Annotated in this window: 34 protein-coding genes; 30 read left to right on the plus strand and 4 right to left on the minus strand. The window is 42.1% G+C overall.

Translation table 11 applies throughout. From position 1 onward, the window contains the following. Positions 1–27: 27 nt before the first annotated feature. Positions 28–231 carry a hypothetical protein gene (locus tag HWY45_RS04745; RefSeq protein ID WP_150998419.1) on the minus strand — a complete coding sequence of 68 codons (204 nt, stop codon included), beginning with the start codon at positions 229–231 and terminating at the stop codon, positions 28–30. 105 nt (positions 232–336) lie between these two features. Here HWY45_RS04745 and HWY45_RS04750 point away from each other — a divergent pair, with 105 nt between their 5' ends. Further along, complete coding sequence (locus tag HWY45_RS04750) at positions 337–714, plus strand: hypothetical protein (protein ID WP_150998417.1); 378 nt, start codon at positions 337–339, stop codon at positions 712–714. 41 nt (positions 715–755) lie between these two features. Here HWY45_RS04750 and HWY45_RS04755 read toward each other — a convergent pair whose 3' ends face one another. Further along, positions 756–1,244 carry a hypothetical protein gene (locus tag HWY45_RS04755; protein WP_150998414.1) on the minus strand — a complete coding sequence of 163 codons (489 nt, stop codon included), beginning with the start codon at positions 1,242–1,244 and terminating at the stop codon, positions 756–758. A 155-nt stretch (positions 1,245–1,399) separates the two neighbouring features. Here HWY45_RS04755 and HWY45_RS04760 point away from each other — a divergent pair, with 155 nt between their 5' ends. The 22 genes from HWY45_RS04760 to HWY45_RS04870 all read left to right on the plus strand — a co-directional run bounded on the left by HWY45_RS04760 (position 1,400) and on the right by HWY45_RS04870 (position 14,105). After that, on the plus strand, positions 1,400–1,732 hold the full coding sequence (locus HWY45_RS04760) for a hypothetical protein (RefSeq protein WP_150998411.1): 333 nt from the start codon (positions 1,400–1,402) through the stop codon (positions 1,730–1,732). A 266-nt stretch (positions 1,733–1,998) separates the two neighbouring features. Then, a complete protein-coding gene (locus HWY45_RS04765; protein ID WP_150998408.1) occupies positions 1,999–2,232 on the plus strand; it encodes a hypothetical protein in 234 nt (77 codons plus the stop codon). A gap of 149 nt (positions 2,233–2,381) precedes the next feature. Then, positions 2,382–2,669 carry a hypothetical protein gene (locus HWY45_RS04770; protein WP_150998405.1) on the plus strand — a complete coding sequence of 96 codons (288 nt, stop codon included), beginning with the start codon at positions 2,382–2,384 and terminating at the stop codon, positions 2,667–2,669. Positions 2,670–2,732: 63 nt separating this feature from the next. Beyond that, positions 2,733–3,164 (plus strand): hypothetical protein, encoded by a 432-nt coding sequence (locus HWY45_RS04775; RefSeq protein WP_150998403.1) that lies wholly within the window; start codon positions 2,733–2,735, stop codon positions 3,162–3,164. A gap of 67 nt (positions 3,165–3,231) precedes the next feature. Beyond that, positions 3,232–3,765, plus strand: coding sequence for a 3'-5' exonuclease (locus HWY45_RS04780; RefSeq protein WP_150998400.1), 534 nt, complete (start codon positions 3,232–3,234; stop codon positions 3,763–3,765). Between the two features lie 139 nt (positions 3,766–3,904). Next, complete coding sequence (locus tag HWY45_RS04785) at positions 3,905–4,324, plus strand: hypothetical protein (protein ID WP_150998397.1); 420 nt, start codon at positions 3,905–3,907, stop codon at positions 4,322–4,324. Positions 4,325–4,394: 70 nt separating this feature from the next. After that, entirely contained in the window at positions 4,395–4,583 is a 189-nt protein-coding gene (locus HWY45_RS04790; RefSeq protein ID WP_150998394.1) for a hypothetical protein, read from the plus strand. Between the two features lie 305 nt (positions 4,584–4,888). Beyond that, positions 4,889–5,590, plus strand: a complete 702-nt coding sequence (locus tag HWY45_RS04795; RefSeq protein WP_150998391.1) for a hypothetical protein — start codon at positions 4,889–4,891, stop codon at positions 5,588–5,590. Between the two features lie 59 nt (positions 5,591–5,649). Next, a complete protein-coding gene (locus HWY45_RS04800) occupies positions 5,650–5,880 on the plus strand; it encodes a hypothetical protein (RefSeq protein ID WP_150998388.1) in 231 nt (76 codons plus the stop codon). Between the two features lie 51 nt (positions 5,881–5,931). Further along, entirely contained in the window at positions 5,932–6,426 is a 495-nt protein-coding gene (locus HWY45_RS04805) for a type II secretion system protein (RefSeq protein WP_150998386.1), read from the plus strand. Positions 6,427–6,532: 106 nt separating this feature from the next. Next, positions 6,533–6,985: a pilin gene (locus tag HWY45_RS04810; RefSeq protein WP_279607660.1), complete on the plus strand. Its 453-nt coding sequence runs from the start codon at positions 6,533–6,535 to the stop codon at positions 6,983–6,985. A 108-nt stretch (positions 6,986–7,093) separates the two neighbouring features. Then, positions 7,094–7,522, plus strand: a complete 429-nt coding sequence (locus tag HWY45_RS04815; protein WP_150998383.1) for a pilin — start codon at positions 7,094–7,096, stop codon at positions 7,520–7,522. Positions 7,523–8,236: 714 nt separating this feature from the next. After that, entirely contained in the window at positions 8,237–8,380 is a 144-nt protein-coding gene (locus HWY45_RS04820; protein ID WP_170304019.1) for a hypothetical protein, read from the plus strand. A gap of 136 nt (positions 8,381–8,516) precedes the next feature. Beyond that, complete coding sequence (locus tag HWY45_RS04825; RefSeq protein ID WP_150998380.1) at positions 8,517–8,777, plus strand: hypothetical protein; 261 nt, start codon at positions 8,517–8,519, stop codon at positions 8,775–8,777. A gap of 64 nt (positions 8,778–8,841) precedes the next feature. After that, positions 8,842–9,234: a hypothetical protein gene (locus tag HWY45_RS04830; protein ID WP_150998376.1), complete on the plus strand. Its 393-nt coding sequence runs from the start codon at positions 8,842–8,844 to the stop codon at positions 9,232–9,234. Continuing rightward, entirely contained in the window at positions 9,231–10,154 is a 924-nt protein-coding gene (locus tag HWY45_RS04835) for a hypothetical protein (protein WP_150998371.1), read from the plus strand. The genes HWY45_RS04830 and HWY45_RS04835 overlap by 4 nt, the downstream gene beginning before the upstream one ends. 814 nt (positions 10,155–10,968) lie before the next feature. Further along, positions 10,969–11,268, plus strand: coding sequence for a hypothetical protein (locus HWY45_RS04840; RefSeq protein ID WP_150998368.1), 300 nt, complete (start codon positions 10,969–10,971; stop codon positions 11,266–11,268). A 482-nt stretch (positions 11,269–11,750) separates the two neighbouring features. Beyond that, entirely contained in the window at positions 11,751–12,209 is a 459-nt protein-coding gene (locus HWY45_RS04850) for a hypothetical protein (RefSeq protein WP_150998364.1), read from the plus strand. A 200-nt stretch (positions 12,210–12,409) separates the two neighbouring features. Continuing rightward, complete coding sequence (locus tag HWY45_RS04855; RefSeq protein ID WP_170304018.1) at positions 12,410–12,559, plus strand: hypothetical protein; 150 nt, start codon at positions 12,410–12,412, stop codon at positions 12,557–12,559. 25 nt (positions 12,560–12,584) lie between these two features. Then, complete coding sequence (locus HWY45_RS04860) at positions 12,585–12,836, plus strand: hypothetical protein (RefSeq protein WP_150998360.1); 252 nt, start codon at positions 12,585–12,587, stop codon at positions 12,834–12,836. Positions 12,837–13,024: 188 nt separating this feature from the next. Next, positions 13,025–13,249: a hypothetical protein gene (locus HWY45_RS04865; protein WP_150998357.1), complete on the plus strand. Its 225-nt coding sequence runs from the start codon at positions 13,025–13,027 to the stop codon at positions 13,247–13,249. Then, entirely contained in the window at positions 13,242–14,105 is an 864-nt protein-coding gene (locus tag HWY45_RS04870; protein ID WP_150998354.1) for a hypothetical protein, read from the plus strand. The genes HWY45_RS04865 and HWY45_RS04870 overlap by 8 nt, the downstream gene beginning before the upstream one ends. Before the next feature lie 37 nt (positions 14,106–14,142). On the opposite strand, the gene HWY45_RS04875 is transcribed toward HWY45_RS04870, so the two are convergent. Beyond that, a complete protein-coding gene (locus HWY45_RS04875; protein WP_150998351.1) occupies positions 14,143–14,787 on the minus strand; it encodes a hypothetical protein in 645 nt (214 codons plus the stop codon). Further along, positions 14,780–15,118 carry a hypothetical protein gene (locus HWY45_RS04880; protein ID WP_150998348.1) on the minus strand — a complete coding sequence of 113 codons (339 nt, stop codon included), beginning with the start codon at positions 15,116–15,118 and terminating at the stop codon, positions 14,780–14,782. The genes HWY45_RS04875 and HWY45_RS04880 overlap by 8 nt, the downstream gene beginning before the upstream one ends. 362 nt (positions 15,119–15,480) lie before the next feature. Here HWY45_RS04880 and HWY45_RS04885 point away from each other — a divergent pair, with 362 nt between their 5' ends. From HWY45_RS04885 to HWY45_RS04915, 7 genes are all read left to right on the plus strand, one after another. Then, positions 15,481–15,720 (plus strand): hypothetical protein, encoded by a 240-nt coding sequence (locus HWY45_RS04885; protein ID WP_150998346.1) that lies wholly within the window; start codon positions 15,481–15,483, stop codon positions 15,718–15,720. Positions 15,721–16,011: 291 nt separating this feature from the next. Further along, positions 16,012–16,290 (plus strand): hypothetical protein, encoded by a 279-nt coding sequence (locus tag HWY45_RS04890; RefSeq protein ID WP_150998343.1) that lies wholly within the window; start codon positions 16,012–16,014, stop codon positions 16,288–16,290. Beyond that, a complete protein-coding gene (locus HWY45_RS04895) occupies positions 16,287–16,802 on the plus strand; it encodes a hypothetical protein (protein WP_150998340.1) in 516 nt (171 codons plus the stop codon). Before HWY45_RS04890 ends, HWY45_RS04895 begins: the two co-directional genes overlap by 4 nt. Further along, positions 16,799–20,293, plus strand: coding sequence for an AAA family ATPase (locus HWY45_RS04900; RefSeq protein ID WP_150998337.1), 3,495 nt, complete (start codon positions 16,799–16,801; stop codon positions 20,291–20,293). Before HWY45_RS04895 ends, HWY45_RS04900 begins: the two co-directional genes overlap by 4 nt. Before the next feature lie 54 nt (positions 20,294–20,347). Continuing rightward, positions 20,348–20,560, plus strand: a complete 213-nt coding sequence (locus HWY45_RS04905; RefSeq protein ID WP_150998332.1) for a hypothetical protein — start codon at positions 20,348–20,350, stop codon at positions 20,558–20,560. 70 nt (positions 20,561–20,630) lie between these two features. Next, a complete protein-coding gene (locus HWY45_RS04910) occupies positions 20,631–23,768 on the plus strand; it encodes a type IV secretion system DNA-binding domain-containing protein (RefSeq protein WP_150998329.1) in 3,138 nt (1,045 codons plus the stop codon). Positions 23,769–23,843: 75 nt separating this feature from the next. Next, the gene (locus tag HWY45_RS04915; protein WP_150998326.1) at positions 23,844–24,185 is read left to right on the plus strand and encodes a hypothetical protein; all 342 of its coding nucleotides are present in this window, start codon (positions 23,844–23,846) and stop codon (positions 24,183–24,185) included. Positions 24,186–24,200: the final 15 nt, after the last annotated feature.

Raw genomic sequence — 24,200 nt, forward strand, 5'->3', positions numbered from 1 at the left:
GGGCTATTTCGCGCATTTCTTGGATTCTTATTCTTTCGGGTAGCTTGGATGGTTGCTCTTCACCCAAACCGCTACCGCTTCCTCACAATCCTTGTTGAACTGAAAGATGGCTTGAATCGGCATGTCCCCCGTTTTGATGTCAGGGAAGTTCCTTGCGACCTCAGCCCAGAATGCTTCTTGTGCTTTTTCAGCAGCTTCCTCAACTTGCTTCTTGATGTCTTGAAGATTCATTTTTACTCTCCACGGTTTTAATCAATAACTTCATCTTAGCGTACATCTTGACGACTTGATCAATTTATTTTTTGCGCTAATCTAAATTTATTTAAGGGAAGCAACATGAAAAACGGAAGACATGAGAGCAATGGGACAGTTGAATATTACAAAGACGACAAACTACATCGCGATGATGGACCTGCGATTATCGACAATGACGGCTACAAGATATGGTATAAGCACGGAGTTATCCATAGATTAAACGGTCCTGCCGTTGAGGGACCAGAGGGAGATAAAGCCTACTATGTTAATGGCAAGCTTCACAACGAAAATGGACCAGCTTTGATTAACAAGTTTGGCAAGGAAGAATGGCACATTGAAGGGATCAGATACACCGAGCAAGAATTCAATGCAAAAACCAAACTTGCCTCTATCAAATGCTTTGGATCGGACACGACTAAGCAGAGAGCTAACCAACAAACAAAAAGCATTGACAGATAAAAAAGCCCCAATTAAGGGGCTTTGTTCATTCTTGGAGGGTTTCACTTTCGAGGCTTCTTGATGTCTTCCCAGCTCGCCAATTCATCATTCAGAAAGACCGTGTTCGGATATTTGGCGAGGATGCTGGCACGAAGCTCGGGGCTATCGGGAGCCGACCACGAACTGTACGACTTGGCGACACCATTCTCATCAAGCTCGCCTTCTTCAGCCTTCATGAGCTTTTTTTGGGCTTGTTTCTTGAGCTTCGCAATCGCCAGCTCATAGTTGACCAGATCACCGAGGAAGCAATCAGCCGTCGCATATTGGAACTGAGGATAGGTTGCCTTGGCATGGGCATACAAAGCTTGCTCATCTTCCCGATTGGCGAAGCGAACATGGACGGCAGCACCATCGCCGTAATCAGCAGCTTCACCGAGAACGCGACCATCTTTGAGAATCGTAGCAAGCCAGCCAGAGCCTTCGATTCCGGTTGTCTTCTTGATTCCTACGGCACGATAACCCGCCGCAAATTTCTTGATAGCTTCAATCATCTTATTCACCCCTTCAAGTAGATAGTGAATAGACTTTAGCGTACATCCAGCAAAAAGAGTCAACAAGAAACAATAAAAAGAAGGACCAGGCGAATGCCAGGATAAACCTTAAAAAGAACCTGGACGCACGACGATCTTGTTTATATCATCAAGCCATGTTCAATCACTTGGGGCTTGTTATGTTTGCCATGTTGTTTAGCATTGATGGCGGGAAAGAATACAACGGCTTTTCTAACGGTCAAACGTGGAACGGGTGGGCAATGCCTTACTTCACTCTTGAAGTAGCCAAGCAGATTGCGGATGACATGAATGCAGTTACGACAGAAGAAAAGCTTGTTTATGACGAAGCAAGCGACACCTTCATCTATCAAACCGACTACTATCCAGAGAGCGATTGGGAGCGATTTGAAGCCACGGAGCACGACGGAAAGAAGCTCTATGGAATCGGAGCCGGCTCTTGGGTATGGGACAGCGAACGGATCGAGTAAAGGAACAGATCAGCACGACGAGAAAGCCCCCTAGAGGGGCTTTTTTATTGTCTGGACAAGTCGTCCCTTCATCTTCAAGAAGCATTCGCTTCATTGCGGTCAAGCCGCTGTCAAAGTCTTCCACCCTACGGGCTTCCTTATTTAAGAATTTCAATCCATTTACCCCACCAGTCAACCGTCTATCTTAAAGTCAGACATGCAAGTTGACTCATTCCTTTTATTTGTTAAATTAAACATACAACAAAAACAAATACAGGAGACCAACTATGAAGCATGAATTAGTTATAGCAGACAAAATTTGCCACATCGGAACAACAAAAGAAAGCGACATGATTTTAGTAAGCGGAATCAGTGACAATTTCATAAAAGTGACCATTCTTGTCCACGCCTCCGACAATGGAGACAAACAACTTTACAGAAACACAGGAAAAGTTGTCCTATACGGAATCAACCAAATTACTCGCCTTGTGATTGAGGAAGACATAGAAATCCAACAATAAGCACAAGGACTAGCCCACCTCAACGGGCTTTCATCCCTCCTTTTATCATTTAATTTGCCGACTGTCTAATATCGATACCCAATATCATTCCATACTTGACTTATTCCTTTTATTTGTTAAATTAAGAATATAACAAAGGAGAATATGCCATGAATCAGTTAGAGCAAATAAAAAGTCAGTTGGAAAAGTTCAACCCAATTCAGTTAAGAACGAATTTATTGCGCTCTTTTGAGGTTTACAAAGAAATCATCGAGACAGACCTAGAACCACGTCACTTCTGGGATATGTTTCATGATGCCCATGCCTACAAACTAGGTTATTACGGCTACATGGAGCACGAAGCGATACAAAACAAGGTTCACGAAGTTTTGATCGATAAAGCAGACTTACCCAAAGACAAATTGATTGACTACATTCTTGATGTTGTCAGCGAATAAAAATAAAAAGGTCTAGCCCACCACACGGGCTATCCAAAAACAACAATAACAGGAGAAATCAGCATGAAACACGTTTATGAAGTTTTACTAACCCAAGTAATACACGAAACCGCCATCGCTCACATAGAAGCTTCATCAGAAAAAGAAGCGAAAGAAATTGCCTATCAAATCGCAGATCAAAATCTTGTCGAGATAGATTGGACAGGCGAACAAATCAGCAATCTTGAAGCACCAGAAGCAAGAGCCTTGGATGAGGACGAAGTTGAGGACTGGCAAATCGTCAACAAGGTTCATGTTTCCGTGAATTTCCGTCAACGCGGTAAAAACTGCTATGTAGTGAAACAGCTTGGAAGATGGGTCAAAGGCTATACCTACGAACATCAAAAAGACAACAAGGGCTTGTATTTATACTTGTCCGAATGCTCAAACGTAGAAGAAGCAAGAGCAAAGATGGAAGAGCTAGGATTCTTTGATATCGCAGACTGGAATGATTGATTCTAGCCAAGAGGTCTAGCCCACCTTTGACGGGCTACCCATAAAACAATAAAAACAAGGGTGAAACATGAACAACTACATCATTTTAGACACTGAGACAACGGGGCTGGACGAGACAGCCGAGATAGTTGAAATCTCAGTCATCAACGACCAAGGCGAAGTCTTGCTTGATACCCTCATCAAGCCCAGCAAGCTCATTCCTAGAGACGCAATCGCTATCCACGGCATTACCAATGAGATGGTGGCCGAGGCTCCAACCTACGACCAGGTTCACGGCGAACTCATCGCCCTCCTAGAGCAACACACCTGCTACATCTACAACAGCAGCTACGACACCAGGCTCATTCGTCAGACTGCCGACATCTACGGTCTCCCTTTTGACAGATCCAAGTATTCCTTCTCTTGTGTCATGGAAGACTATGCCTATCAGTTCAATGAAGGGTTTTGGGAACGGCTTATTTTTGCCTACCACCATGCAATCAGTGTCACCAAGAGCGAGCGCATGACCCTCAAGGCACATAGAGCCTTGGCAGATTGCTATATGACCCTTGAAGTCATCAAGTTCATGGACCAAGAAGAAAAATCATCACAGCAAACATAAATGGAGATTTGGGGATCTCTTGCTTGACGGGCAAATCACTTGACCCACCAGTTTACCGTTTATCTTAAAGTTAGCCATCTAAGTTGACATATTCCTTTTGTTTGTTAAATTAAATATATAACAACTACAAGGAGACCTCATGAACCCCATGAATCACTTTCATTTTCAATTACCGCTGGGTCATATACTTGCAACTCAAGATATCAACCACCGAGAAAAGCCAGTAGAAACAATTCTCATCCATGTTTCAAAGAGAGAATGGAACATTGATGCAATCAATGACCTCTATGGATTTGGTGAAGAAGATCCCGCAACTATGAGTGACTTGGAAATTGCCAACTTACTTCACTTACAAGCACACTTTGAATTCGCAAAAAACGAATATTGGCTTGATACCAACAAGGTCTTTGTTCTCGTTAAGCCAATGCACTTAGAAGGTAAAGCTGGAAGAGAAGGATATTTTGACGACAGCAAACCATCCACTCATGAGCCTTATGGTCGCTCTCTAGCACACCACTACGAGGCAGAAGACTCAGAGGATGACGGATACCCCGACTAAGCAATGACCTCCCACCCTATAACCAGCTCGCTAAATGCGGGCTTTAGGGGTGAACAGACAAGGAGGCACCATGCTATTTGAAGATATGGAGGAAAAACTATCTCTAACCATTCTCGACAGAAACAACCCTGATCATAAGAAGACGTACTACTTTGACAGTGAGATTGACAGGGAAATGTTCGTTAAAGCCTTAGAAATTTCGCTAAAAGAGAAAATTGATACATCAAAGTATCATAAGCACGTCAAAGCTCAGGAATGAAACAAAAAAGCTCCCTAGTGGAGCTTTACTTATTTATGGAGCATCTCCCTCTAAGTCATCTTCAAGGAAGCATTCGCTTCTTGCGGTCAAGCCGCTCAACCAGGTCTTCCATGCCTACGGCAAACAATCATCAACTCAAAAAGCCAATAACAATAACCTTCTATCCACAGGTTTACCGCCTATCTTAAATCGTCCTTATTATATTGACTTATTCCTTTTATTTGTTAAATTAAAAGTATAACCAAAACAAATCAAGGAGAATGCTATGAGTTATATCATCTTACAAAGCACAAAAAATTTTCGAGTTGATCGATAAAGAAGGCAACAAAGTCATCGTCAATGGAACCGTTTCAGAAGACAACAATGTTTCACCAAAACGCTACGACACCATCTGCTTCAGTACCGCAGCAAAATCAAAAGGTCAGCTTAGCGTTGAAACAGCTCGCTTTGCGCGCTCAATTTTAACTGGCTGCCTTCAATTGAAAAATGGAGACGGCAAGACATTGGAAGATGATGTTAATACTATGACACGCCGCCTTTTAAGAAACCTTGAAAAAGCAAAAACCGTCAATGTGGAAAAGATTACTTTGTCAGACAAGAAAGTGAATGTAATTTTCGGAGAGGATGGTACCAAACAGCTTAAATCTTATGAACCAAAATTCCGCTTCTATGATGATCAAATGAATGGGACTTGGGGAATGAGATTGATTAAAGACGACGAAGATGAACTCAAAGCATCCAGTTTCTTAGTGAGTGATAGAAGTATTGAGGAAGCAATCGAGTTATCAAAGACAGACAGCTATCTTCCAGTTTTATTCAAGCCAGGAACTATCACACAAGACCAACTTGCAACCCTTATCAAAAACCTTGATGACTGGGTCTACAGCAATCTTTTAGATAGAACAGACACACGCTTGAGTCAAGAAAACTACAACAAGGTTATGGCAGAGATGGAAGGAAGCGAAAAATTTAGATGGTTTGATTCCAAACAATTCTTAGCCCAATAAGAAACAAGGACTGGTCCACCTCACGGACCTTCCATAACCATAATAACAAGGAGACCGTTATGAATCACATTGATACAGAAAGAGCACAAGAAACCATATCGGATTTGAAGGAAAAAATATGCAGCCTTAAAGGTTCTCTTGAACGAGGCTTCTATCAAGGCCGTAAAGTAGGCGAAATTGACCGATTTCAACTCATTAACACCATTAAATACCTTGAAGGCTTGCTTGAACACTACATCATGATTCTGGAACAAGCTTCGGAGCCCTATGACGACGAGGAAGCCCAATGAACAAGCACCAATACTATAACGATATTTTACACCAATAACAAAGGAGACAATATGAAAGCAAGAAGGATCAAACACAGTAAACAGGGAGGATTCTTTCTTATTGAGATTATGGTGGCCGTCACTCTCATCGCCATCATGGCAACCGCCACAATGTCTTTGACAGCCCTAGAAATTACCCGTCACCAGGTGCAGAACGCATTTGCTTACGGCAATGGTCTCACTATCTCGGGCATCACCTACTTCAAATACAAAGGAACAGCACCAGTATCTACAAGCGATCTAGGAGTCAGTGCTATTCCTGGCACAACATACGCATCAGCCAAGCTTGTGAACGGGCATTACATAGTCACGATAGGCGATGTTATGAATGGTTCTCAAAATCCAGCAATGAGCAAGATTCAATTGGCAACGATTGACTATGCTCCCCACTTTGATGAAAACGGGCTCTTATTTTATACATGCTCGTTCTCAAACTCATATTTGAAATCAGGAGCATATATTAGTCAATGCACATTGATGAAGCCAGGAACTGCCCCACAGCAATAGTTGACAATTTAATTTTATCGTTTATACATCAAAAGACCAGTGGCGTATTTAATAGATAAACGGCTACCGGTCGATAACCAATAATAACTATAAAAGGAGATGTGAAATGAAGGTTATGAAATTAAATACAATCAAGGCGGGGGCTCAGAAGGGTTTCACTTTAATCGAGTTGATGATTACTGTGGCAATCGTTGGTATCTTGGCAGCAGTAGCATTGCCAGCTTATCAAGACTACACAATCAGAGCACAAGTATCTGAAGGCTTTACTTTAGCCGAAGGTGCAAAAACAGCAGTATCAGAATACTTTGCTAATGCCGGTTCTTTACCCGCAGACAACACCGCAGCAAATTATGCTGGTGCAACAGGTAAATATACAACTGGCGTTGCAGTCGCAAACGGTGCAATTACAGCAACTTACGGCGGAGCAGTAAACACAAAGATTGCTGGTGGAACAATCACCTTAACTCCAACAGCAGATGCATCAGGAACTTTAATCTGGGCTTGCTCTTATGATGGCTCAAAAGTAGTTCAGAAGTATGTTCCTTCTAGCTGCAAATAATCTGATTGCTTACCAATCGCAAAGCCTCCTACATGGAGGTTTTTTTTGCTCTTGCTTTTTCAAATTTGCCCCGTATAAATAAATCAATCAAACAACAACGGAGCTAACATGAATCTAATAAAGAAAACCGGCTTTACCTTGATTGAAATGATGATCGCACTTGCGATAGTGGGAATCTTCGCTTCTATGGCCGTGACCTCATACATGACCCACAACATAAGGCACCAAGTTGCAGAGGGTTTCAAACTCGCTGGGGGAATTCAGACGGCTATCAGCCAATACTATGTCCGAGGCTGGTCCATGCCGGCCGATATGGATGCCTTGAGATTGCCTCCCGCAACGGGTGAATACGTCGCCAACATTGACCAGGCACACGGAACCATCACGATTACCTACGGCAACAACGCGATGAGCAGGATTGCCAATGGCAAGGTCACTTTGAAGGCAACCGACAACAACAACGGGAATGTGATTTGGAGCTGCACACCAGACGGAACCATCATCGTCAAAGAGTATTTGCCCAGCTCTTGTAATTGATTTTCGACCGTTCTAGGGGCTTGTGAGCCTCACGGCTACCCAACCCCCTTACCTAGAACCTAAAAGCCCGCTATGGACCGTTTTCGAGGTTCCAGCTCGTAGGGTCTTCATCCGACTGCTAGGTCATCTTCAAGGAAGCATTCGCTTCTTGCGTGTCAAGCACGCTTGTCTAAGTCTTCCATGCCTATCGGCAATCCCACCACCAGGCACAGAGACCAGATCCGCTAGGCAGAAGCCCAAAACCTTCCTAAACAGCCAGCACGGCGATTGAGTGCATCAGCAACCTATACAAACAACCATTTTATCAACAAGTCAACCGTTTATCTAAAAATCAAGATTAAACCGTTCATTATGTTGACATATTCTTTTTATTTGTTAAATTAAAGATATAACTACAAACAAGGAGAATATCATGGCAAGCTTAGACAAAAATAAAGAAGCAAAAAAGAACAAGCTGAACAGAACAAATTTGTATTAGTTGTTAGGGTTAAAGGCGATACTGAAACAAGAACATTTGGATTTCAAACAGCAAAAGATCGACAAGCATGTATTGATGCACTTAAACTAAAGGGAGATGGCATTTATGAATGGATTGTTGGTGATCCAATTGGTTATGAGTCAGACCATACAGAAGACGATGGATATCACGACTAAGCAAAACAAGGTCTAGCCCACCATACGGGCTACATAAAAACAACCAAGGAGACAGAACCTATGAAACAGAAGAAGATAAGCAAGCCACGCAATCATGTTGTCTTAGCCTTCATGCAGAGAAGTGGAGGATCTGGAACCCACCAGAAATCAAACAAGGCTAAGCGACAGCAAGCCAAGCAGCAGCTTAGAAGAGAGACCAATTAGGTCTCTTTTTTATTGCCCATCCATTTATCCACAAGTTTACCGTTTATCTCAAAGCATCATTTAATCATGACTTAAACTTGACTTATTCCTTTTATTTGTTAAATTAAATATATAACAACAAACCAAGGAGACAACTATGAGCCTATCTTTAAAAACAGAAATTATCAAGGTGGTTATTAAATACTTGCCTGATGTTCCAAAAGTGAACTACAGCAAAGCTAAAGATAAAGATTACCTACAAAGTGTCTATGTTGAAGCCGCTTGCGACAAACTAGGCATCGATTACATCAACATGAACAGATGGGACAAGATAGAACTACATGACTTTTGCCACTATGCAATTCTTAATCAATACAAGAACATTGCTAAGGCACAGAAGCAAGCAGTGGAGGCTTAAACAGAACAAGGACTAGCCCGCCTCAACAAATGGGCTACATAAGAACAAGAATAGGAGACCTCAAATGACCTATACCGACAAAGCCAACGAACAAAGAACAGTCCCAGACAACGCAAAGGCTCTGATTGCTTTTATCATCTTCGCCTTTTTTGCCCTAGTGATAACCACCGCTTTGAAATTACTTGTTATGGCTGGTGGATGGGTGAGGCACGAGCTGACAACCTTTCCAATCACAGACAAGAATCGGATTGTTAGTGAAGCCAGATATTGCGATGGCATCAATATAGAAATGTTGGTTGACGGGAAAGATAAACATATTGTAGTTATTACTCCACATTTTCAAAGAACGATAGAAGACAGCGTTAGCACCTTGATCGGTCATTTTGACAAAGCCACTCTCAAAAACGTCGATTCAATCTGCACATTAACAATAACCAACAAAAAGGGGCAATTATGAACTTAAAACAAAAATTACTTGGCATCTTCAACGACGAAGACATCATAGACAACGGCAAACGCAAATGGATTTCTTTTCAATACACAGTCAAAGAGATTGAAGACTACTATTCAAAGTATTTTCCCGCGACTCTTCATGTTGCAGGCATTGACGGATTTGTGTCTACATATGACAAAAGACCATTGCGTAGCCACTTAAAAGACTACTCAAATGAAGATGCCTTTAGCATTTTACAAAACATTGGAATCTTCATGAAGAAGAAGGAGCTATTGAAGGCAAAGAAATATCCATACTACACAGACGAGCCAACCAACCTCCCAATGGATTATGTTTTAGAGGATAAGTCTTTAATTGATGAAGAGGGAAACTTTCTTGGGGACTTGGATACAACAATCAGAATCAATATCTTGCAAAATAGTTGCATGAAGTATGGTGCAAGAAGATTTTGTGAGAACAGTGAAGTTTTATTAGCTATCTTATGCCAAGGAGAGTTAAGAAACACTTTTGAATGGCATTTTAGAAAATATGACTTTATGGACGATGAGTGGTTTGTTGAAAAATATAGGGATGGCAGCTACTACACTTGCGACAAAGAAGAAATCATTGACTTCATGATCAAGAACCTAATCCCAATCGTTGAGTTTGAAAAACCAATTGTTGCCCTTTACGAGCAAGCAAGAGAAGCGATCATAGAAAACAACCTTGATGCATATCTTCCTCATAGCGTTGCTATAGAAGAAGTTCTACAAGACCCCGAGAAGGAAAAAGTATTTCTTCAATGTGTTGACGCTGATAAAGAGTATCAAGGTGTAGAGACAGCGAAGGGCTTGGAAGAGTTTAGAAAAAAAGCTCATGCCAACAAATTAGACAACGAGCTTCCAACAAAAGCCGATAACAACAAAACAAGAGGCAAGATATGAGTACAAGCACAGCCCCACAAAACGGGGCTAGTTTGTTCTGACAAGTCGTCCACACATCTTCAAGAAGCATTCGCTTCATTGCGGTCAAGCCGCTTGCTACGCACAGGCACAGCCAAACCAACCAGCCACCCAGTCAGCTCGGCAACCAGATCGACGTCCACGAGCTTAACCTACCTGTTAGTTCTACCAGGTCAGACCTATCCCAGCTCGGGATCTACCCACACACCCCAAACGTGCTCAAAACGCCACATTTTGACCGTTGCCGAATCTCACCATACGGGAAATGCCCAGCAATGCCGTTTTTAGCCCCGTAGAGCGATTTTTCCACTCTGACATACCGAAGCACCAACCACCATGAGATAGGGGCTTCCAGCCCCCTTCTCGCAAGCCGATTTTTCCAGGTTCTCGCTTAAAAAGTGGGTCAAGAGTCTTCCTGGCGGGGCCTCCACCTCCCGCTGCGCTCGGCCCCAATTTACTGAGAGCTTGTCATCTCTCTTTTCAAGCATCTATCAAAAAGCGTCCATTTATCTAGAAGTTTACCGCTTATCTTAAAGTTATATTTTATCTCTATCTAATGTTGACTTATTCCTTTTATTTGTTAAATTAGATATATAAAGAATAAACAAGGAGACCAACATGATTTATATTTTAGCCATCGGCGCAATAATGATTAACTTACTTGTAATAGACTTACTATCCAATCTTGAAAGAATTTACCAATTAAACCAAATGCTAAAGCAAAAGAAAGATTCTCGATAACAACATGGACTAGCCCACCTCACGGGCTATATAACCAAAAACATAAGAGGAAGCTATGAACAACTTTATCAATGAATTAAAAGAGTTTTTAGACAAGCCAAAGAATGTCTACTACGCCTTATATCTCATTTTCTTTCTTGGATTAGGAACATTGAAAGTTAATGAATACTTGGGGGATGTCATTATTCGCATTGACTTCACACTTCTCGCCATCTATTACATTTTCACCCTTATCATTGACGATATAAAAAGCAAACAGACAAAGGCAAAAGAACTAGAGCTTGAGCAAGAAATTAACAGCAACCAAGAATTTCAATTCTTCAAAAACAAAACAGTTTCAAGCGACAATAAATAAAAACAGCACAAAATAAAAAAGCCCCCATCTTGGAGGCTTTCATTTACTTGCTCGCACGAGTTCTCTTCTTCTTTCCTACCTTATCAAGCTCCTGAGTTGTTATCTCAAACTCAGCCATCTTTCCCAGGATTAGAGCTATCGCTTCATCTCTCTCTTTTTGAAGCACTTCATCAATCTGAGCTTGAAGCTTATCCGTTGAGCAATTAGTTCCTTGTAGCTTGTTGCCATAGTAGTGTCTATTAACCCCATTAAGGAAGACACAGCATAGCACAGGTCGCCCCTTCATCTTCAAGGAAGCATTCGCTTCTGTTGCGTGTCAAGCACGCTTGCCTATCGGCACCGTCCTTATTTAAAAAGCTCCAATCAACCATTCATCTATGAGTCTACCGTTTATCTTAAAGTCAAGATAAATATTGATTTAATGTTGACTTGTTCCTTTTATTTGTTATATTAGATATATAACAACAACAAAGGAGCATGTTATGAGTACATATTTCAATATCGTTAATTTAGATAAAAAAGAACAAGCAAGTTTAGTGATCCGCAAAACAAAGAAAGAAGTTGATGAAACCATCGCTCTTTGGGAAGAACAGAACTCTGAAAAATGGTATAGCGAGGAAAGACAAGCACGCTTCGCTCAATTAGACATGGAGTTTGACCCAGCAGGATATAAAAGACAAGAAGATGGCTCTTGGGAAACAGAAATTAAAGCGTTCTATCAGCATCACCAAAAGTTAGTTTTCGGATTTATTTTCTGGGAGGCTTGTGCTGATCAATGGGGACATGTCTCTTCTTGGTTTGGAGACAGAGTTATCATTACTTCCGATGGTTATGGATCAAAAGACTTATACGATCAACTAGGCTTTAGCGAGATCAATGAGACATTTAAGCCAGTTAAATTCTATGTGAGCTACGAAGAATGGATGGATGCTCAAAAATAACAACAAGGACTAGCCCACCTTATGGGCTACTCAACAAACAACATCAGAGAAGACCCAAGCGGGTCTTTTTTATTTTCTGCCATTTATCCACAAGTTTACCGTTCGTCCGAAAGATAACTTTAAAAGCCTTTTTATGTTGACAACGGCTATATAACAGTTAAATTGAATAGTGAGAGAACCAAAATAACAAGGAGACTAAAATGGAACTTTTATTATTCACAATAGGTGTAATCGCAACAGCGATCATCTTGGTTTTAGGTGGAAAGACATTCAAAGAGATGATGTACGAAGCACTTGGCTTTACATTACGAGCAACAGAGGAATTCTTCAATTGGATTCTTGGAAGATAACAACAGATACACAAGGGGAAACAACATGGATACTTTAGAATTACAAAATTGGGAAATCGGCATTATGCCCGAGGTAGAGTTTAAGAAATGGAATGAGAAGATTCATCAAGACTGGCTTGAGTTGACCGGCGAGAAAGTCAGCCTCGATAAATACATCTCGCAATATGACTTGGACGAAATGAAGAAAGCCATAGAGGTTGTTCATAACTTTGTTGAGGACATGGCTATCAAACAACCGGTCTTCAGAAAAGTAAAAACTTGGACAGCGCGATTTTAATAGCACCAGTTCTCCCGAGTCTGACAAGGTTTTTCTCCCTTAACCAATCTCCTTCTCAGACTATACAAGCTCCGCAATGGAGCTTTTTTATTGATCAAATCTATTTCTTGTTATTTATTTAAGGAATGGTATTGACAAATCGACTTTCTTCTTTATAACAATTGAAAGATAACTTTGAGAGGAAACAAATGAATGAAAAACCAAAACAGCTCATAGTTCGTGTGCCCGATTCTTTCTTTAAGCATTTGCATCAAGTTAGTGCCAAGAGAAATACAAGCATACGAAAACTAACCATCAATGCCCTACTTAAAGAGCTGAGAGCATTGAACCACGAATACGCAACGCCAGAAGACTTTAAATTCCGTCAATTCTGGAACATTAAAGATAAAACCAAAGGAGACAATAATGAGTAAAAAAGCAGAACAACAAGTACAGCAAGAGCCACAAGTAAAAAAAACCGCATTAGATATTTTGTTCGCAAAACAAGAGAAGCAAGCACCTATCTATGATGCCGTCTTGTTTATCAGTGATGAAGGTTCCAGCGGCAAGTCAACCGCAGCAATCGCCTTAACCTTGATCAAGAGAGCAATGGGAGAAACCATTGATCTTTATGTTTGTGATAACAATCACAAGGAAGCTATGGAAGCTCTTGGTCAGAGAGATGAGACTGGCGAGCTTTTAGGAGACGATCAGCAAACGCCAGATCATTGTGCATTTTTCAACATAAGAACCGACAGTGACAAGATGATTGACCGCTTGTCATCACCAAGCAAGAGAAAATTCTTTGATTTGCCATCAGATTCTATCGATGAGCTTTTGAAGATATTCGGAGACGCCGCTAAGTTCCTAAAAGCTTTTGAGAAAACAAGAACTAGACTGACCTTTGCCGTACCATGCAACACCATGACAAAGAGCCTCCCAGCAGTCATTAAGTTATTCAAGATGTTTGTTGGCGTCAATCCAAATGTCGAGGTTAGATTCGCACTTATCTACAACCACTCAATCATCAAGATTAAATCCAAAAATGAAGGTGGAAAATTCTTGCAGGCTTTCAACAATGATCCCGAGATCATTAAATTGAAAAACACCGTTCCCGTTATCGAGCAACACATAACAGCTCATATCGAATCAAGATTTATCAACATTTTGGATGATAGCGTTAAAAATGGGGAAAGCTGGTTTGAGATCTACCACGACCTTGAATTATTTGATCAAATGACTATGCAGTCGTTCTTGGAAGAATATATCGAACTAGCAAACAAACTATAAACTTAGGAACATAAAGAAGCCCCGCAAGGGGTTTTTCTTATTCATAGCCGTGATGGATCATTTTGCTATGGAGTCTGAGAACAGCATCTTTCGTGTTTGAACCGTTGAAATTTTGTTCAAGGGAATAGTAGTCAGTCTTGATATTTAGAGGGGGAAATTTGCTATCACATATTTGCTTCAAGTAAGCCCAAATCTTCAAATCTTGTTCAGTTGGAAGTGAGTCGATGGGTTCATTCTTTAATCGCTCAGATACTTCCCTCCACTTCCAATCTGGAGTGATCTTCTCTACTACAGGGGATGCTCCACCAGGCGCATGATTAGGTCGAGGCTGAGCTACCGAGGTAGCCACAGAAACCTTGGGAGAGGTCGCACCTATGCCCGTAGTCATATCCACGGTTCTAGTTATGGGTATCTGAGGCACTTCAGAGGGGCTAGGAGCCTTCCTACGACAGATACGCCCATAAGTGGCACGGATGCTTTCAATAGAGTGTCCTGTATGCCCCGCCTCTTCAAGAATGCTTTGAACTTCCTTGTAGAAGCTCACCTTGACACCTTCGGTCAATGGTCTCAGCTCGTGTTCTAGAAGTTCAAACTCACTCTCAAGTAAAAACCTCAAGTTTGAAATAGGCAATTGAGATAAACGAGAAATCGTACCTCTTAACTTGTCACCAAAATCACTCATGCTTTTTCCTCCCTCGCTTAAATTGCTTCTTGTCACGATCAAATCCAATCTCTTTACATGCCTTAGATAAATTGAAAGCGACATCAGAGCGCGAGAGTGAATAACCCGCACAAGCGAGAATAGAAATCACCTCATCATAGTAGTTGTCTTCGCCAACATAGTAACGAAGCCTTGTCTCAAAATCATAAGCATAACGACGAAAGATCTCAGCACGAGACAAGCCCACCATCCCAGAAGCGATATCTTGTCTATGCGATTGAATCCGATCTTCAATCAATTCACCGACGACACTTAACTTCCTCTCCTTTTCAAACATCACTAAATCACTCATCAAAGCTCCAAAGTTATCATTCAATTTATAAACGAAATATTTCCCTTGTCAATGATCGATGCTGCATCTTATTGATACCAAATTGACTCTTCTTGTTATCAATCAGCATCTTTAAGCATCTTTATAGTTCGATGTGTTCCACATTGTTTCGACGATATAAAGATGGTTGTTTTTTCGGCGGTAAATCTTTCAGAGGACCTGTTACATTAAAATGTGGTCTTCGCTAAATTCTCTATAAAACTCAATACCAATAAGTCTCTACAAGGTTTTTTCTAAAAAACCAATACCCGATATATTTGACAAGCCCAAAAAAGCCAGTATAAGAAGAAAAACAAGGTCAAAAATATATCAAAGGAGACTAAATGGACACGATCACAATCATACTAATAATCGCAATCGCTTTCTTGTTTCTTGAGTTGCTTTATACGCAGCTCAAGTTGAACAAGCTTCAGATTGTCGTTGCCAGATTTGGCACTATCACTCTCGCAAATCTTCAAGCCGTCATGAGATTGATGGAAGAGAAAGAAGGCATGAGCGAGGAACACAAGGCAGAACTTCAAGCCGTGTTCGATAAATTACAAGCGGCAAAGGAGCAATCATGATCTACATAATTGCTGGCTTCTGCACTGTTTGGCTTATGAGTCATTAAGGGGATATATGTTAGAGAAACCATTTAACGAATACACCCACCAAGAGCAAGTTCTTATCATTGGACGAGAACTTAAACGAGCATTTGAATGCAACCAGAACCTAAAAGACGAAATGAAGATAACCAATATTGCTCTTTGTTCTTTGACCACCAAGATTGATGAATACTCCAACTGGAACTATCGCCTATGGGCTTTGGCTTTCGTTATGTTCTTTGTCGGCTTTTTAATTGGGAGAGTGTGATCATGAGAAAAACAACAATAATGGAAAACAACCAAGAAGAAGCCTATATCGACAACTGGATGAAATCTCAGCCCAAGGTTGTCAAAGGCAAGGTTCAGGATGTGAAGAGAAGTTCTTTCTATCACGAAGCCATTGCTCTTCATGCCAAATACAGCCTACAAGAAAACTTCGCCCAGGTTGTTGAAGCCGAGTTCAAGAGACTACACGAAATTATTGCCAAGAAAGACGAAGAGATCGACCGTTTGAACTTCAAGCTTATGGCAACAGGAGACAAGTCATGAAAACAATACGAGACTTTATAGAAGGAAGCCTTGAGCAGCTTCGAGAGCAAGAGAGTATGGATGGGTTATGTGCTCACGGCACAGCAATGATGATTCACGAAAAAGAATATGCAGATGAGGCCCAATTCAATAACTTGGTCAAGCTCAGAGCCGAGCAAATTGATTTGGTGATGAAGATTAAGAACGATTGCAACAAGGCTCTTAATGAATATATGGCCTACTTCAATGAAACAATGAAAGGTAGTGAGTGGAGACTGAATCTAACCTTCCACAAAGAGCGAGGACGCCGCCGAGGCATGTTGACTCTTCATTTTCCAAAGGGGCTACTAGCAAGAGACTTCTTAACATATACCTTGGATGACGGTGGAATCACTGACCTTGCAACACCACAAGAATTACTAGATCTGTACTGGACCCTTGAAGAATTCCAAGAGCGAATTTTCCACGACAAGCTAGTTGTAGATATGAATAAGAAAGAAGCTCCAACAGGAACAAGGAGACAGAAGATATGATGAACATTGGCTATATGACCATGACAAGCGGGGACTATCATGAAGATCAAATAAAATACAACATGACCCACTTGTTAAGACAGATACAAAATGAGTTCCCAGAAGATAAGGAACCCGATTTTGACGATCCCAAATATGCTCATATCGTCAAGAACAGTCCCTATGCTCCAAAGCTCATAGGAGGCTTGTGGAAGGATCTAGGTATTGAGGGCAAGGTTCTCACACTGGACCTATACCGAGACATTTCAAACGGCTATTGCCCCGCTCAGTACCTTCCAGAAGGTTCCCCATTCAAGAAGCACATCAAGGACACTCCCAGAGGTCCTATGGTTGTTTTCAACCGCAATGCTTCACCCATTGACGAACTTGGAAGCTATCGACCCGATTTAGCAAAAAAGAAGCGAGCTATCGGAGGTGAATTCGTTTTCAGTATGGGCAGCAATTTCAGCAAAACACTCGCTCGCCTTGCTTCCGAAGACCCCAAATATATAAAGCAATTCAACGAGATTGCGAATCGTGTCTTTGAGCAGAAGATCATGCCTATCGTTCTACAAAACGCTATGGTCAGAACGGGCAAGGATGGGCATGAGTTGAACTATGCCAGGTCTATCGGCGCAATCAATTTCATGCACATCGAGAACAGAGGATCAGAAGAGCACGGCATTGAGCCATCCGTTCATTTTCACTTTGACATATTGAATGTCGCCAGAACCTTTGACGACAAGTTAGTCGCTCTTTATATGGGTGAGGTTGTCAAAAACAAGGACAGCTTGACCGCAGAGTTCCAAGCCGAAATGAAAGAAGAGCTTGAGAACAAAATGGGCTTTGTGTTCAAGCCAGTCTATCTTGATGAAGAGAAAAACGACGATTTCATTAAGGACAGCGAGAAAAATATTTGCTCCTATGACTTGCCCGACGAATGGATACCAAAAAACATTCAAGACTATTATTCAAAACGTAGCGAGGAAATGAGGCAAGCACAGAAAGGCATGGCTGGTTATATGGCAAAAGAGATCGCTCGTGTTTCAAGCAGACAAGACAAATCAGAACTTGCCCCTTCCGAAATGCTCAGTAAGTGGAAAACAGAGATGGATGGTATGGGCTGGACCACTGAGTCGATCAAACAAAAACTTGACTTCGAGCAAGTACGCCTTGGCTACTCCACCAGAACAGATGAAGAGTTAGCCCGTGGTTTTGTTCGCAAGCACCAGAGGCAAAACATCGCTGAGCATGGTCCTGTTGAATACTGTCAGCCAGCTCAAGATACCAAGGACCGAGACAACGACCTAGTGAGAGGCTTTCTTCGCAAGCATAAGGAGCTTCACTTCACAGAAGACCAATTCAAAGCTCACATGGTCAAGCAGCTCATCAACGATATGGACAAAGACCAAGCGAAACGTGAGGCAGCTCGTATTTTTGAAGAGCAATGTGTTCATATAGTTGAGAAAAGCAAGGTTGACTACTACAAAGACTACTTGGCTGGAAACATCACCGACCCTCACGAGTATCGCCAAAAACAGATTCGCTATGCTCGTGAAATGAGCTTCACTACCAAAGAGGTTCTAGCCCAAGAGCAATACATGTACGACACCGCCAAGGCCCGAGCTGGTGAGATGCAATTCACTATTACCGAGCAGAAGGCAGCTCAAAAGCTTCTTGCTTTTGAAGCACAGATGAGCCGTGAGTTGAACAAACCGGTCACATGCTCCAAGGGACAGCGAGATAGCTTCATGTCAATCATGACAAAGCCAGGCTCAGCTCATTTCATTATCGGAGATCCAGGCACAGGAAAATCATTCGTTGCTCGTGCTATCAAGGAGACCTACGAACAAGAAGGTAAGCAAGTCATAGCCGTTGCTCCAACAAACAAAGCAGTGAATGGTCTAGCAAAGGATGCTCGATTCAAAGAGGGACAATATGGCAGCTTAGCGAAGATATTGATTGATTTAGACCAAGGCAAAATGAAACTCACAAAGGATCATGTTGTGATCGGAGACGAGATGGGGATGTCTTGCTTAGACGACTACTACCGCTTAATGAAGCACGCTAATGAAGCGGGAGCAAAGGTAATCAGTATTGGAGATGCCAAGCAAATTCAATCCGTAGCACACGGCGGAACATTTAGAGTCATGTCCCAAGATTTTGTATGCGAACAGCTAACAGAAATCAGTCGCCAAAACTCTCTTCGTCATCGTGAGATTGTTCAGGATATGGGCTATGGACGAGCTCAAAAAGGATTCAGAAAATTAGACGATGAAGGCTGTATTGTTATTACAAAAACTGAAGATGAGAAGTTCCAAAGAATAGCCCACGACTATATGAGCGATCCAAATTCGTTCATGAAGAAAGCCGCTTATGCTGGCACCAATGCCGATTGCGACAGAATCAATAACATCGTCAGAGATACATTGAAACAGCAAGGTATTCTTTCAAATGATCCAAAGCAAGAAATTACACTTCAAACCAAAGATGACGGTCCCAAGAATTTTTGTATTGGAGATCGCATTGTATTCACCAAGGGGCAACTTAGCGATGATATGGAGCCCGTGAAGCTTCTAAACTCAGAAATGGGAACCGTCACCGAATTCAAGACCGTATTTAATAGATTGACCAAAAAAGAGCAAGTTAATGCAATACGAGTGAAAATGGATGGAGGCAAGGAAGTTTGGCTTAATACCAACAAAGAGCACAGCGTTAGTAATGCTTATGCCACTACGATTCACAAGAACCAAGGCTCAACTTACGAGAACACTCAATATGCACCTACCAATATTGACAACATGCACTTAGCTTATGTTGGAGTTTCTCGACACAAGGAAGGATTCAAGATGTATCTATCTGAGGAACAAGCCGACCAATGGGCTGAAGAGTTGAGAGACAAGGAACCCACAAAGAAAATGTTGAATTGGGCTGAGGATGTCGCAGCTAAAAAAGGCATTGAGTTGAGCGAAGAGAGTAAGTCTTCATTCGTTGATATCCGAAATTTCTTGAATCAGCATGTACCAAGAATCGACGGCAAGGAGACTGAGCCACGACACAGGATGGATGACTGGTCCAATATCGTTGAAGCGTTCTCTAAAACCGCATACAAAGCCAGCACATACGACTTTGAGATCATGGATGGTAAAGCAGTGGATAAATACCATGAAGCTCAACAAGCAGCCAAACAAGCTCACATTGATCCCGTTAAACATGCCCACGAGATCTCACAAGGTCGCCCAGAGCAGAAGGAATACACTGGAAACGAACCTGTACTTATTAAGAAGGAAGAGCCTAAACAGGATGGGAAGAAAGTTTCCGATCCAGCCAAGAAAGATGGAAAGGACAAGGACGCCAAGAAGCCAACAAAGCAGAAGAAGCAAGCTACAAAACAGAAATCAGAACACACTCAGCTTGATAATAAGAAAAACGATTTTGAACAGATCATGAAAAACGAAGCCAAGAAGAAAAAAACAAAAGGCAAGAATAAAGATATGGAAATAAATCGTTGACAAATTTCATTTCTTGCCTATAAGAGTCGAAAGATAACTTTAAGAGGAAGAAAAATGAAATTTTACAGCAAGGAAGAGATAGCGGACCGCGAGCAAGAGTTTCAAGACGAACTTGCAAAATGCACACTTCGCTTTGAAGACGAAGAAATTGATGGAGCTGGACTTGAAGGGTTCAGATGGAAGACATTCAAGCAAGGCTTAACCATCAAGAACATATTTTTCAGAGCGAAGCAAGCACTAGGACTTGATAAGCCCTTCAAAGTTTAATGCGCCCCTCTTGAAAGAATAAAAATATCTGCTATGTGTACCTTCATAACCATAACAATAAAGGACGCACATGAAACAGAAGCCAGTATTACAAATACCAGGAACATCATATCTTATTGACGGGCCATATATAAACGTCGGCGCAGTAATCGCAGTAACTATTCTCAGTTTCTTTTTTTCCATGTCGGTAGCTCTATTATTGAGCTGGCATGACTTCCCATTTTTACCACTCCCTACCAATAATAGAGTGCCGCTCTACCACCTTGTTGCTTTCTACAAGATGTGGTTTGGCAAGCTCATCCCTTGGTTTCAAGGCGAGACCTACCAGCAGTACACCGCATGGATCTACTGGCTTGACGGCAGAGGCGAGCTGGGGCGCTTGGGATGGAGATGGTTGTTCTCATTCCTTTTTGGCACCGTTGTAGCAATCAAGATTGCCTTCGCATCATGGAAAGCCACCGAAGTCGAGATTCAGATTCGCGGCCGCGAGCTCGTTGAGGGTGAGGATGCTTACCCCACCTTCAAGCGAGACCTGGCCAACCAGCTAAGACGTGAGGCAGAGGACGGCATCGAGCCAGCATTCATTCTCGAGACGGACTACGGCTACAACCCCAACGACCCAGACCTAGACCAGCTCAAGCCCAACGAGAAGGTTTGTATGCCTGATGGTCAGCGAAGACCTCACATGCTCTTTGCAGCAGGCTCACGTCGAGGAAAGACACAGCTTATCAAGAAGAGAACAGCCGAATTCCAGAGAAGAATTCTTGCTGGCGAACTCATCAAGCTCTTCATTGTTGATACACCCAAGGCGGATTACAGCCGAGACATTCCCGAATCCATGATGCATGTCGTTGCCCCACACAACAAATTCGGAGTTGCTTGGTGGGTAGGCAAGGACATTGAAACAAAACAACATGCAGAAGTCTTTTGGAAGGGCAAAATTCCCGATTCAGCAAAAGATCCGTTTTGGAATTTATCAGCTCGTTCAATCAGTGTTGCCTCAACAGTTGCCCTTATAAACACATGCGGAACTGATTGGAGCATCAACAATATTGCCTACTACTTACAACTGAGACCGGAAGAGCTTGAACCCATTGTCAGAGAACACTACCCCGAGGCTCTTCAAATTATCCAAATGGGGGAAACAACGCTATCTAGTGTTCTAGGCACAATGGCAAGCTTCACAAAAGACTTGATCCAGTTAGCTGAAATTTGGGATGGATACCAGTACAAGAGAGACATCAATCAAATGTCCGTTCGCTTGCTGCAAGAAAAATACGAAGACAACCAAATCCGTCTTGCTGAGCACCTAATTCCCATTTTCAGAGAGAAGGTAGAAGAAGGTCAAACTCCATTCATCATAGAGAATATCATTCCCCATCTAATTTTGAGGGGCATCTTCCGCTCCTTAAACAAGGATTTTGGGAACGACGAAGATCTCAGATGGAGATGGGAGAATATGGTTGAAGTTTTGAAGAAACCATACCGTGAAATCTTCAAGTTCGCAATCCAATCATTAACCGAGGAAGAGAAGAGCCTATTTATCAACGGATCAATCAAGCAACCCATCATGGAAGCCTCATTGAGATTGCTTCAAAGAGGTTTCGCCTTCAACAATGATGATCAAATGATTGAGTATGTTGGCAAGCAATTCTCAAAGCCAGAGGAAATACAAACCAACATGGTCTATCGTGCTTTGATCAGAAAGCACTGGCACGACGACATCCCTTTTGTGAGCATGGTCGATAGCTTGGAGAAATGGGATAAAGAAATTCTCAATATCGTTGCAGACAATCTCAGCAGTCACGAGCTTGCTAGTTTCGCCAACAAAAACGACCATCAAACATTGATAACCAAGCTTGCTCCAATCTTCACTTGGTACAACACTTGGGACAAATTTGAAACACAGACTAGATTCTCATTCCGTGACTGGATCTACAACGAGAATCCAGACAAGAAGATTTTAGTATTGAAGACATCTGGGCAATATTCAGAGCTAACCAATCCCCTTGTCCGAGGCATGTTGCTATACGCCAAAAGCTTGATTGATGACGACGCTTTCTTAGACGACAAAGATGCTGGATTTATTCGCAAGTTCTATATATTGATGGACGAGTTTCAAGCCTTGGGCAATATCAAAGAATTCATTGAGCCAGCTCTTGAACGGTTTGCTTCAAAAGGTGTCACGGTCATGCTTGCAGTACAAGACCTAGCTCAACTTATCAAGATAGAGGGATATGGGCAAGAGTTCGTTGACTTCCTATTGGGTAATACGGGCAGCATTTTCTTCATTGGCTCCAATATCGGCAAGACGGCCGAATTGATCAGCAACGCAGTTGGTAAGAAGTGGTTCAAGAAACTTCACACATCAATCACATATCAAGAAAACGGCAAAAGTGTCTCTCAGAACTGGCAAGAGCATGAGGGTATTGTTATCACACCGGATGAGGTCAACAGCAAACTTGGTATCGACCTAAATGGTTATCCAGAAATGAGCTTCGATCAAAAGATAATGAGCTTGATTGCCCTACTACTTCCCAAAGAGAAGAAGAAGCGCTTGCTTGCCAAAATAGACCGTGAGCGTGCAAAGCTCCCTATCCGCTATCTTTACCTTGGAGCAAACATGAAGAAGGCATACATCCTTGAAACTCCTGTTTGTAGCTACAAGGCTGTAACCAAAGCAGAACCCGCAGACTGGCAAGACAAGAGAAAAGATCCCAAGCCAAACGACTTCAAGAAGGAGGCACATGACATCTTGGCAAACGGAGCTCTACACGATATCCAGAAGGAAAAGAAACCAATCAACGGATGGGTATTGAACGAGCTACCCACTTCTCAGCAACCAGAGATCGACCAGGCTGTCGACATCGGATCATGGGAGTCGGAGACCCCAGAGGAAGCCTACCAGGTTCAGCACGAGCTCACGGACGAAGAGAGCCAGCAGATGCTTGAGAACTTGAAATTGAGGGAGGAACGAGCACCCATCTATATCTTGGGCAAGGAGGAAGAAGGCGCCGCTTCCGAGGTAGCAAAGGACATGGCATTTGAGGCAGTGGTAGACAGTCATGCTCTATCAGCTATTAAGCACACCGCCGATGCACTTCTAGGCAGCAATGTTCCAAAAACCAACGATAGAGACAAATTCAAGCAGTCTCTTGAAGAGAAGCGAAGAGAACGCCAGAGAACCAAAGAAACAGAAGGCTCCTAGCCTTTTTAAACAAGGAAGGCTTGCCAAAGATGAAAAAATGAATATAACAAGAATATAACCATAAGGAGACGCAAAATGAGCGAAGAGAAATATATGGATGAGTTCGCTAGAAATGAGCAAGAAAACATGGCTGCAAGCCGCTCCCATTGGGATGTTGCATTAGCTAACGAATTGGGCATTCCAACAACGATAAAATCATGGAAAAGTAACGATAGAGTTATTGTAAGTAGTCCCCAAAAACAAAAAACCAAGATGGATATCGTTCCTTGGCGCGATAGTTTCTTGCCACAATGGAAGGTAGATCTCATTGAGAAAGAAGCTTCTATGTATGACAACATGATGAAGAAATTAGCTCAGGAACATAGGGAAAAACAAGCAAAAGCGATAGAAAATAATCTCAAAGGTAGCACCCTATAAAAAAGGCTCCAGATT

Source organism: Burkholderia stagnalis (genome assembly GCF_902830275.1).
GTDB lineage: Bacteria > Pseudomonadota > Gammaproteobacteria > Burkholderiales > Burkholderiaceae > Burkholderia > Burkholderia stagnalis.

Bases quoted from the DNA above. Each gene is read 5' to 3' on its own strand.
- HWY45_RS04745 (WP_150998419.1), bottom strand. From the start codon at position 231: ATGAATCTTCAAGACATCAAGAAGCAAGTTGAGGAAGCTGCTGAAAAA.
- HWY45_RS04750 (WP_150998417.1), top strand. From the start codon at position 337: ATGAAAAACGGAAGACATGAGAGCAATGGGACAGTTGAATATTACAAA.
- HWY45_RS04755 (WP_150998414.1), bottom strand. From the start codon at position 1,244: ATGATTGAAGCTATCAAGAAATTTGCGGCGGGTTATCGTGCCGTAGGA.
- HWY45_RS04760 (WP_150998411.1), top strand. From the start codon at position 1,400: ATGTTCAATCACTTGGGGCTTGTTATGTTTGCCATGTTGTTTAGCATT.
- HWY45_RS04765 (WP_150998408.1), top strand. From the start codon at position 1,999: ATGAAGCATGAATTAGTTATAGCAGACAAAATTTGCCACATCGGAACA.
- HWY45_RS04770 (WP_150998405.1), top strand. From the start codon at position 2,382: ATGAATCAGTTAGAGCAAATAAAAAGTCAGTTGGAAAAGTTCAACCCA.
- HWY45_RS04775 (WP_150998403.1), top strand. From the start codon at position 2,733: ATGAAACACGTTTATGAAGTTTTACTAACCCAAGTAATACACGAAACC.
- HWY45_RS04780 (WP_150998400.1), top strand. From the start codon at position 3,232: ATGAACAACTACATCATTTTAGACACTGAGACAACGGGGCTGGACGAG.
- HWY45_RS04785 (WP_150998397.1), top strand. From the start codon at position 3,905: ATGAACCCCATGAATCACTTTCATTTTCAATTACCGCTGGGTCATATA.
- HWY45_RS04790 (WP_150998394.1), top strand. From the start codon at position 4,395: ATGCTATTTGAAGATATGGAGGAAAAACTATCTCTAACCATTCTCGAC.
- HWY45_RS04800 (WP_150998388.1), top strand. From the start codon at position 5,650: ATGAATCACATTGATACAGAAAGAGCACAAGAAACCATATCGGATTTG.
- HWY45_RS04805 (WP_150998386.1), top strand. From the start codon at position 5,932: ATGAAAGCAAGAAGGATCAAACACAGTAAACAGGGAGGATTCTTTCTT.
- HWY45_RS04810 (WP_279607660.1), top strand. From the start codon at position 6,533: ATGAAGGTTATGAAATTAAATACAATCAAGGCGGGGGCTCAGAAGGGT.
- HWY45_RS04815 (WP_150998383.1), top strand. From the start codon at position 7,094: ATGAATCTAATAAAGAAAACCGGCTTTACCTTGATTGAAATGATGATC.
- HWY45_RS04820 (WP_170304019.1), top strand. From the start codon at position 8,237: ATGAAACAGAAGAAGATAAGCAAGCCACGCAATCATGTTGTCTTAGCC.
- HWY45_RS04825 (WP_150998380.1), top strand. From the start codon at position 8,517: ATGAGCCTATCTTTAAAAACAGAAATTATCAAGGTGGTTATTAAATAC.
- HWY45_RS04830 (WP_150998376.1), top strand. From the start codon at position 8,842: ATGACCTATACCGACAAAGCCAACGAACAAAGAACAGTCCCAGACAAC.
- HWY45_RS04835 (WP_150998371.1), top strand. From the start codon at position 9,231: ATGAACTTAAAACAAAAATTACTTGGCATCTTCAACGACGAAGACATC.
- HWY45_RS04840 (WP_150998368.1), top strand. From the start codon at position 10,969: ATGAACAACTTTATCAATGAATTAAAAGAGTTTTTAGACAAGCCAAAG.
- HWY45_RS04850 (WP_150998364.1), top strand. From the start codon at position 11,751: ATGAGTACATATTTCAATATCGTTAATTTAGATAAAAAAGAACAAGCA.
- HWY45_RS04855 (WP_170304018.1), top strand. From the start codon at position 12,410: ATGGAACTTTTATTATTCACAATAGGTGTAATCGCAACAGCGATCATC.
- HWY45_RS04860 (WP_150998360.1), top strand. From the start codon at position 12,585: ATGGATACTTTAGAATTACAAAATTGGGAAATCGGCATTATGCCCGAG.
- HWY45_RS04865 (WP_150998357.1), top strand. From the start codon at position 13,025: ATGAATGAAAAACCAAAACAGCTCATAGTTCGTGTGCCCGATTCTTTC.
- HWY45_RS04870 (WP_150998354.1), top strand. From the start codon at position 13,242: ATGAGTAAAAAAGCAGAACAACAAGTACAGCAAGAGCCACAAGTAAAA.
- HWY45_RS04875 (WP_150998351.1), bottom strand. From the start codon at position 14,787: ATGAGTGATTTTGGTGACAAGTTAAGAGGTACGATTTCTCGTTTATCT.
- HWY45_RS04880 (WP_150998348.1), bottom strand. From the start codon at position 15,118: ATGAGTGATTTAGTGATGTTTGAAAAGGAGAGGAAGTTAAGTGTCGTC.
- HWY45_RS04885 (WP_150998346.1), top strand. From the start codon at position 15,481: ATGGACACGATCACAATCATACTAATAATCGCAATCGCTTTCTTGTTT.
- HWY45_RS04890 (WP_150998343.1), top strand. From the start codon at position 16,012: ATGAGAAAAACAACAATAATGGAAAACAACCAAGAAGAAGCCTATATC.
- HWY45_RS04895 (WP_150998340.1), top strand. From the start codon at position 16,287: ATGAAAACAATACGAGACTTTATAGAAGGAAGCCTTGAGCAGCTTCGA.
- HWY45_RS04900 (WP_150998337.1), top strand. From the start codon at position 16,799: ATGATGAACATTGGCTATATGACCATGACAAGCGGGGACTATCATGAA.
- HWY45_RS04905 (WP_150998332.1), top strand. From the start codon at position 20,348: ATGAAATTTTACAGCAAGGAAGAGATAGCGGACCGCGAGCAAGAGTTT.
- HWY45_RS04910 (WP_150998329.1), top strand. From the start codon at position 20,631: ATGAAACAGAAGCCAGTATTACAAATACCAGGAACATCATATCTTATT.
- HWY45_RS04915 (WP_150998326.1), top strand. From the start codon at position 23,844: ATGAGCGAAGAGAAATATATGGATGAGTTCGCTAGAAATGAGCAAGAA.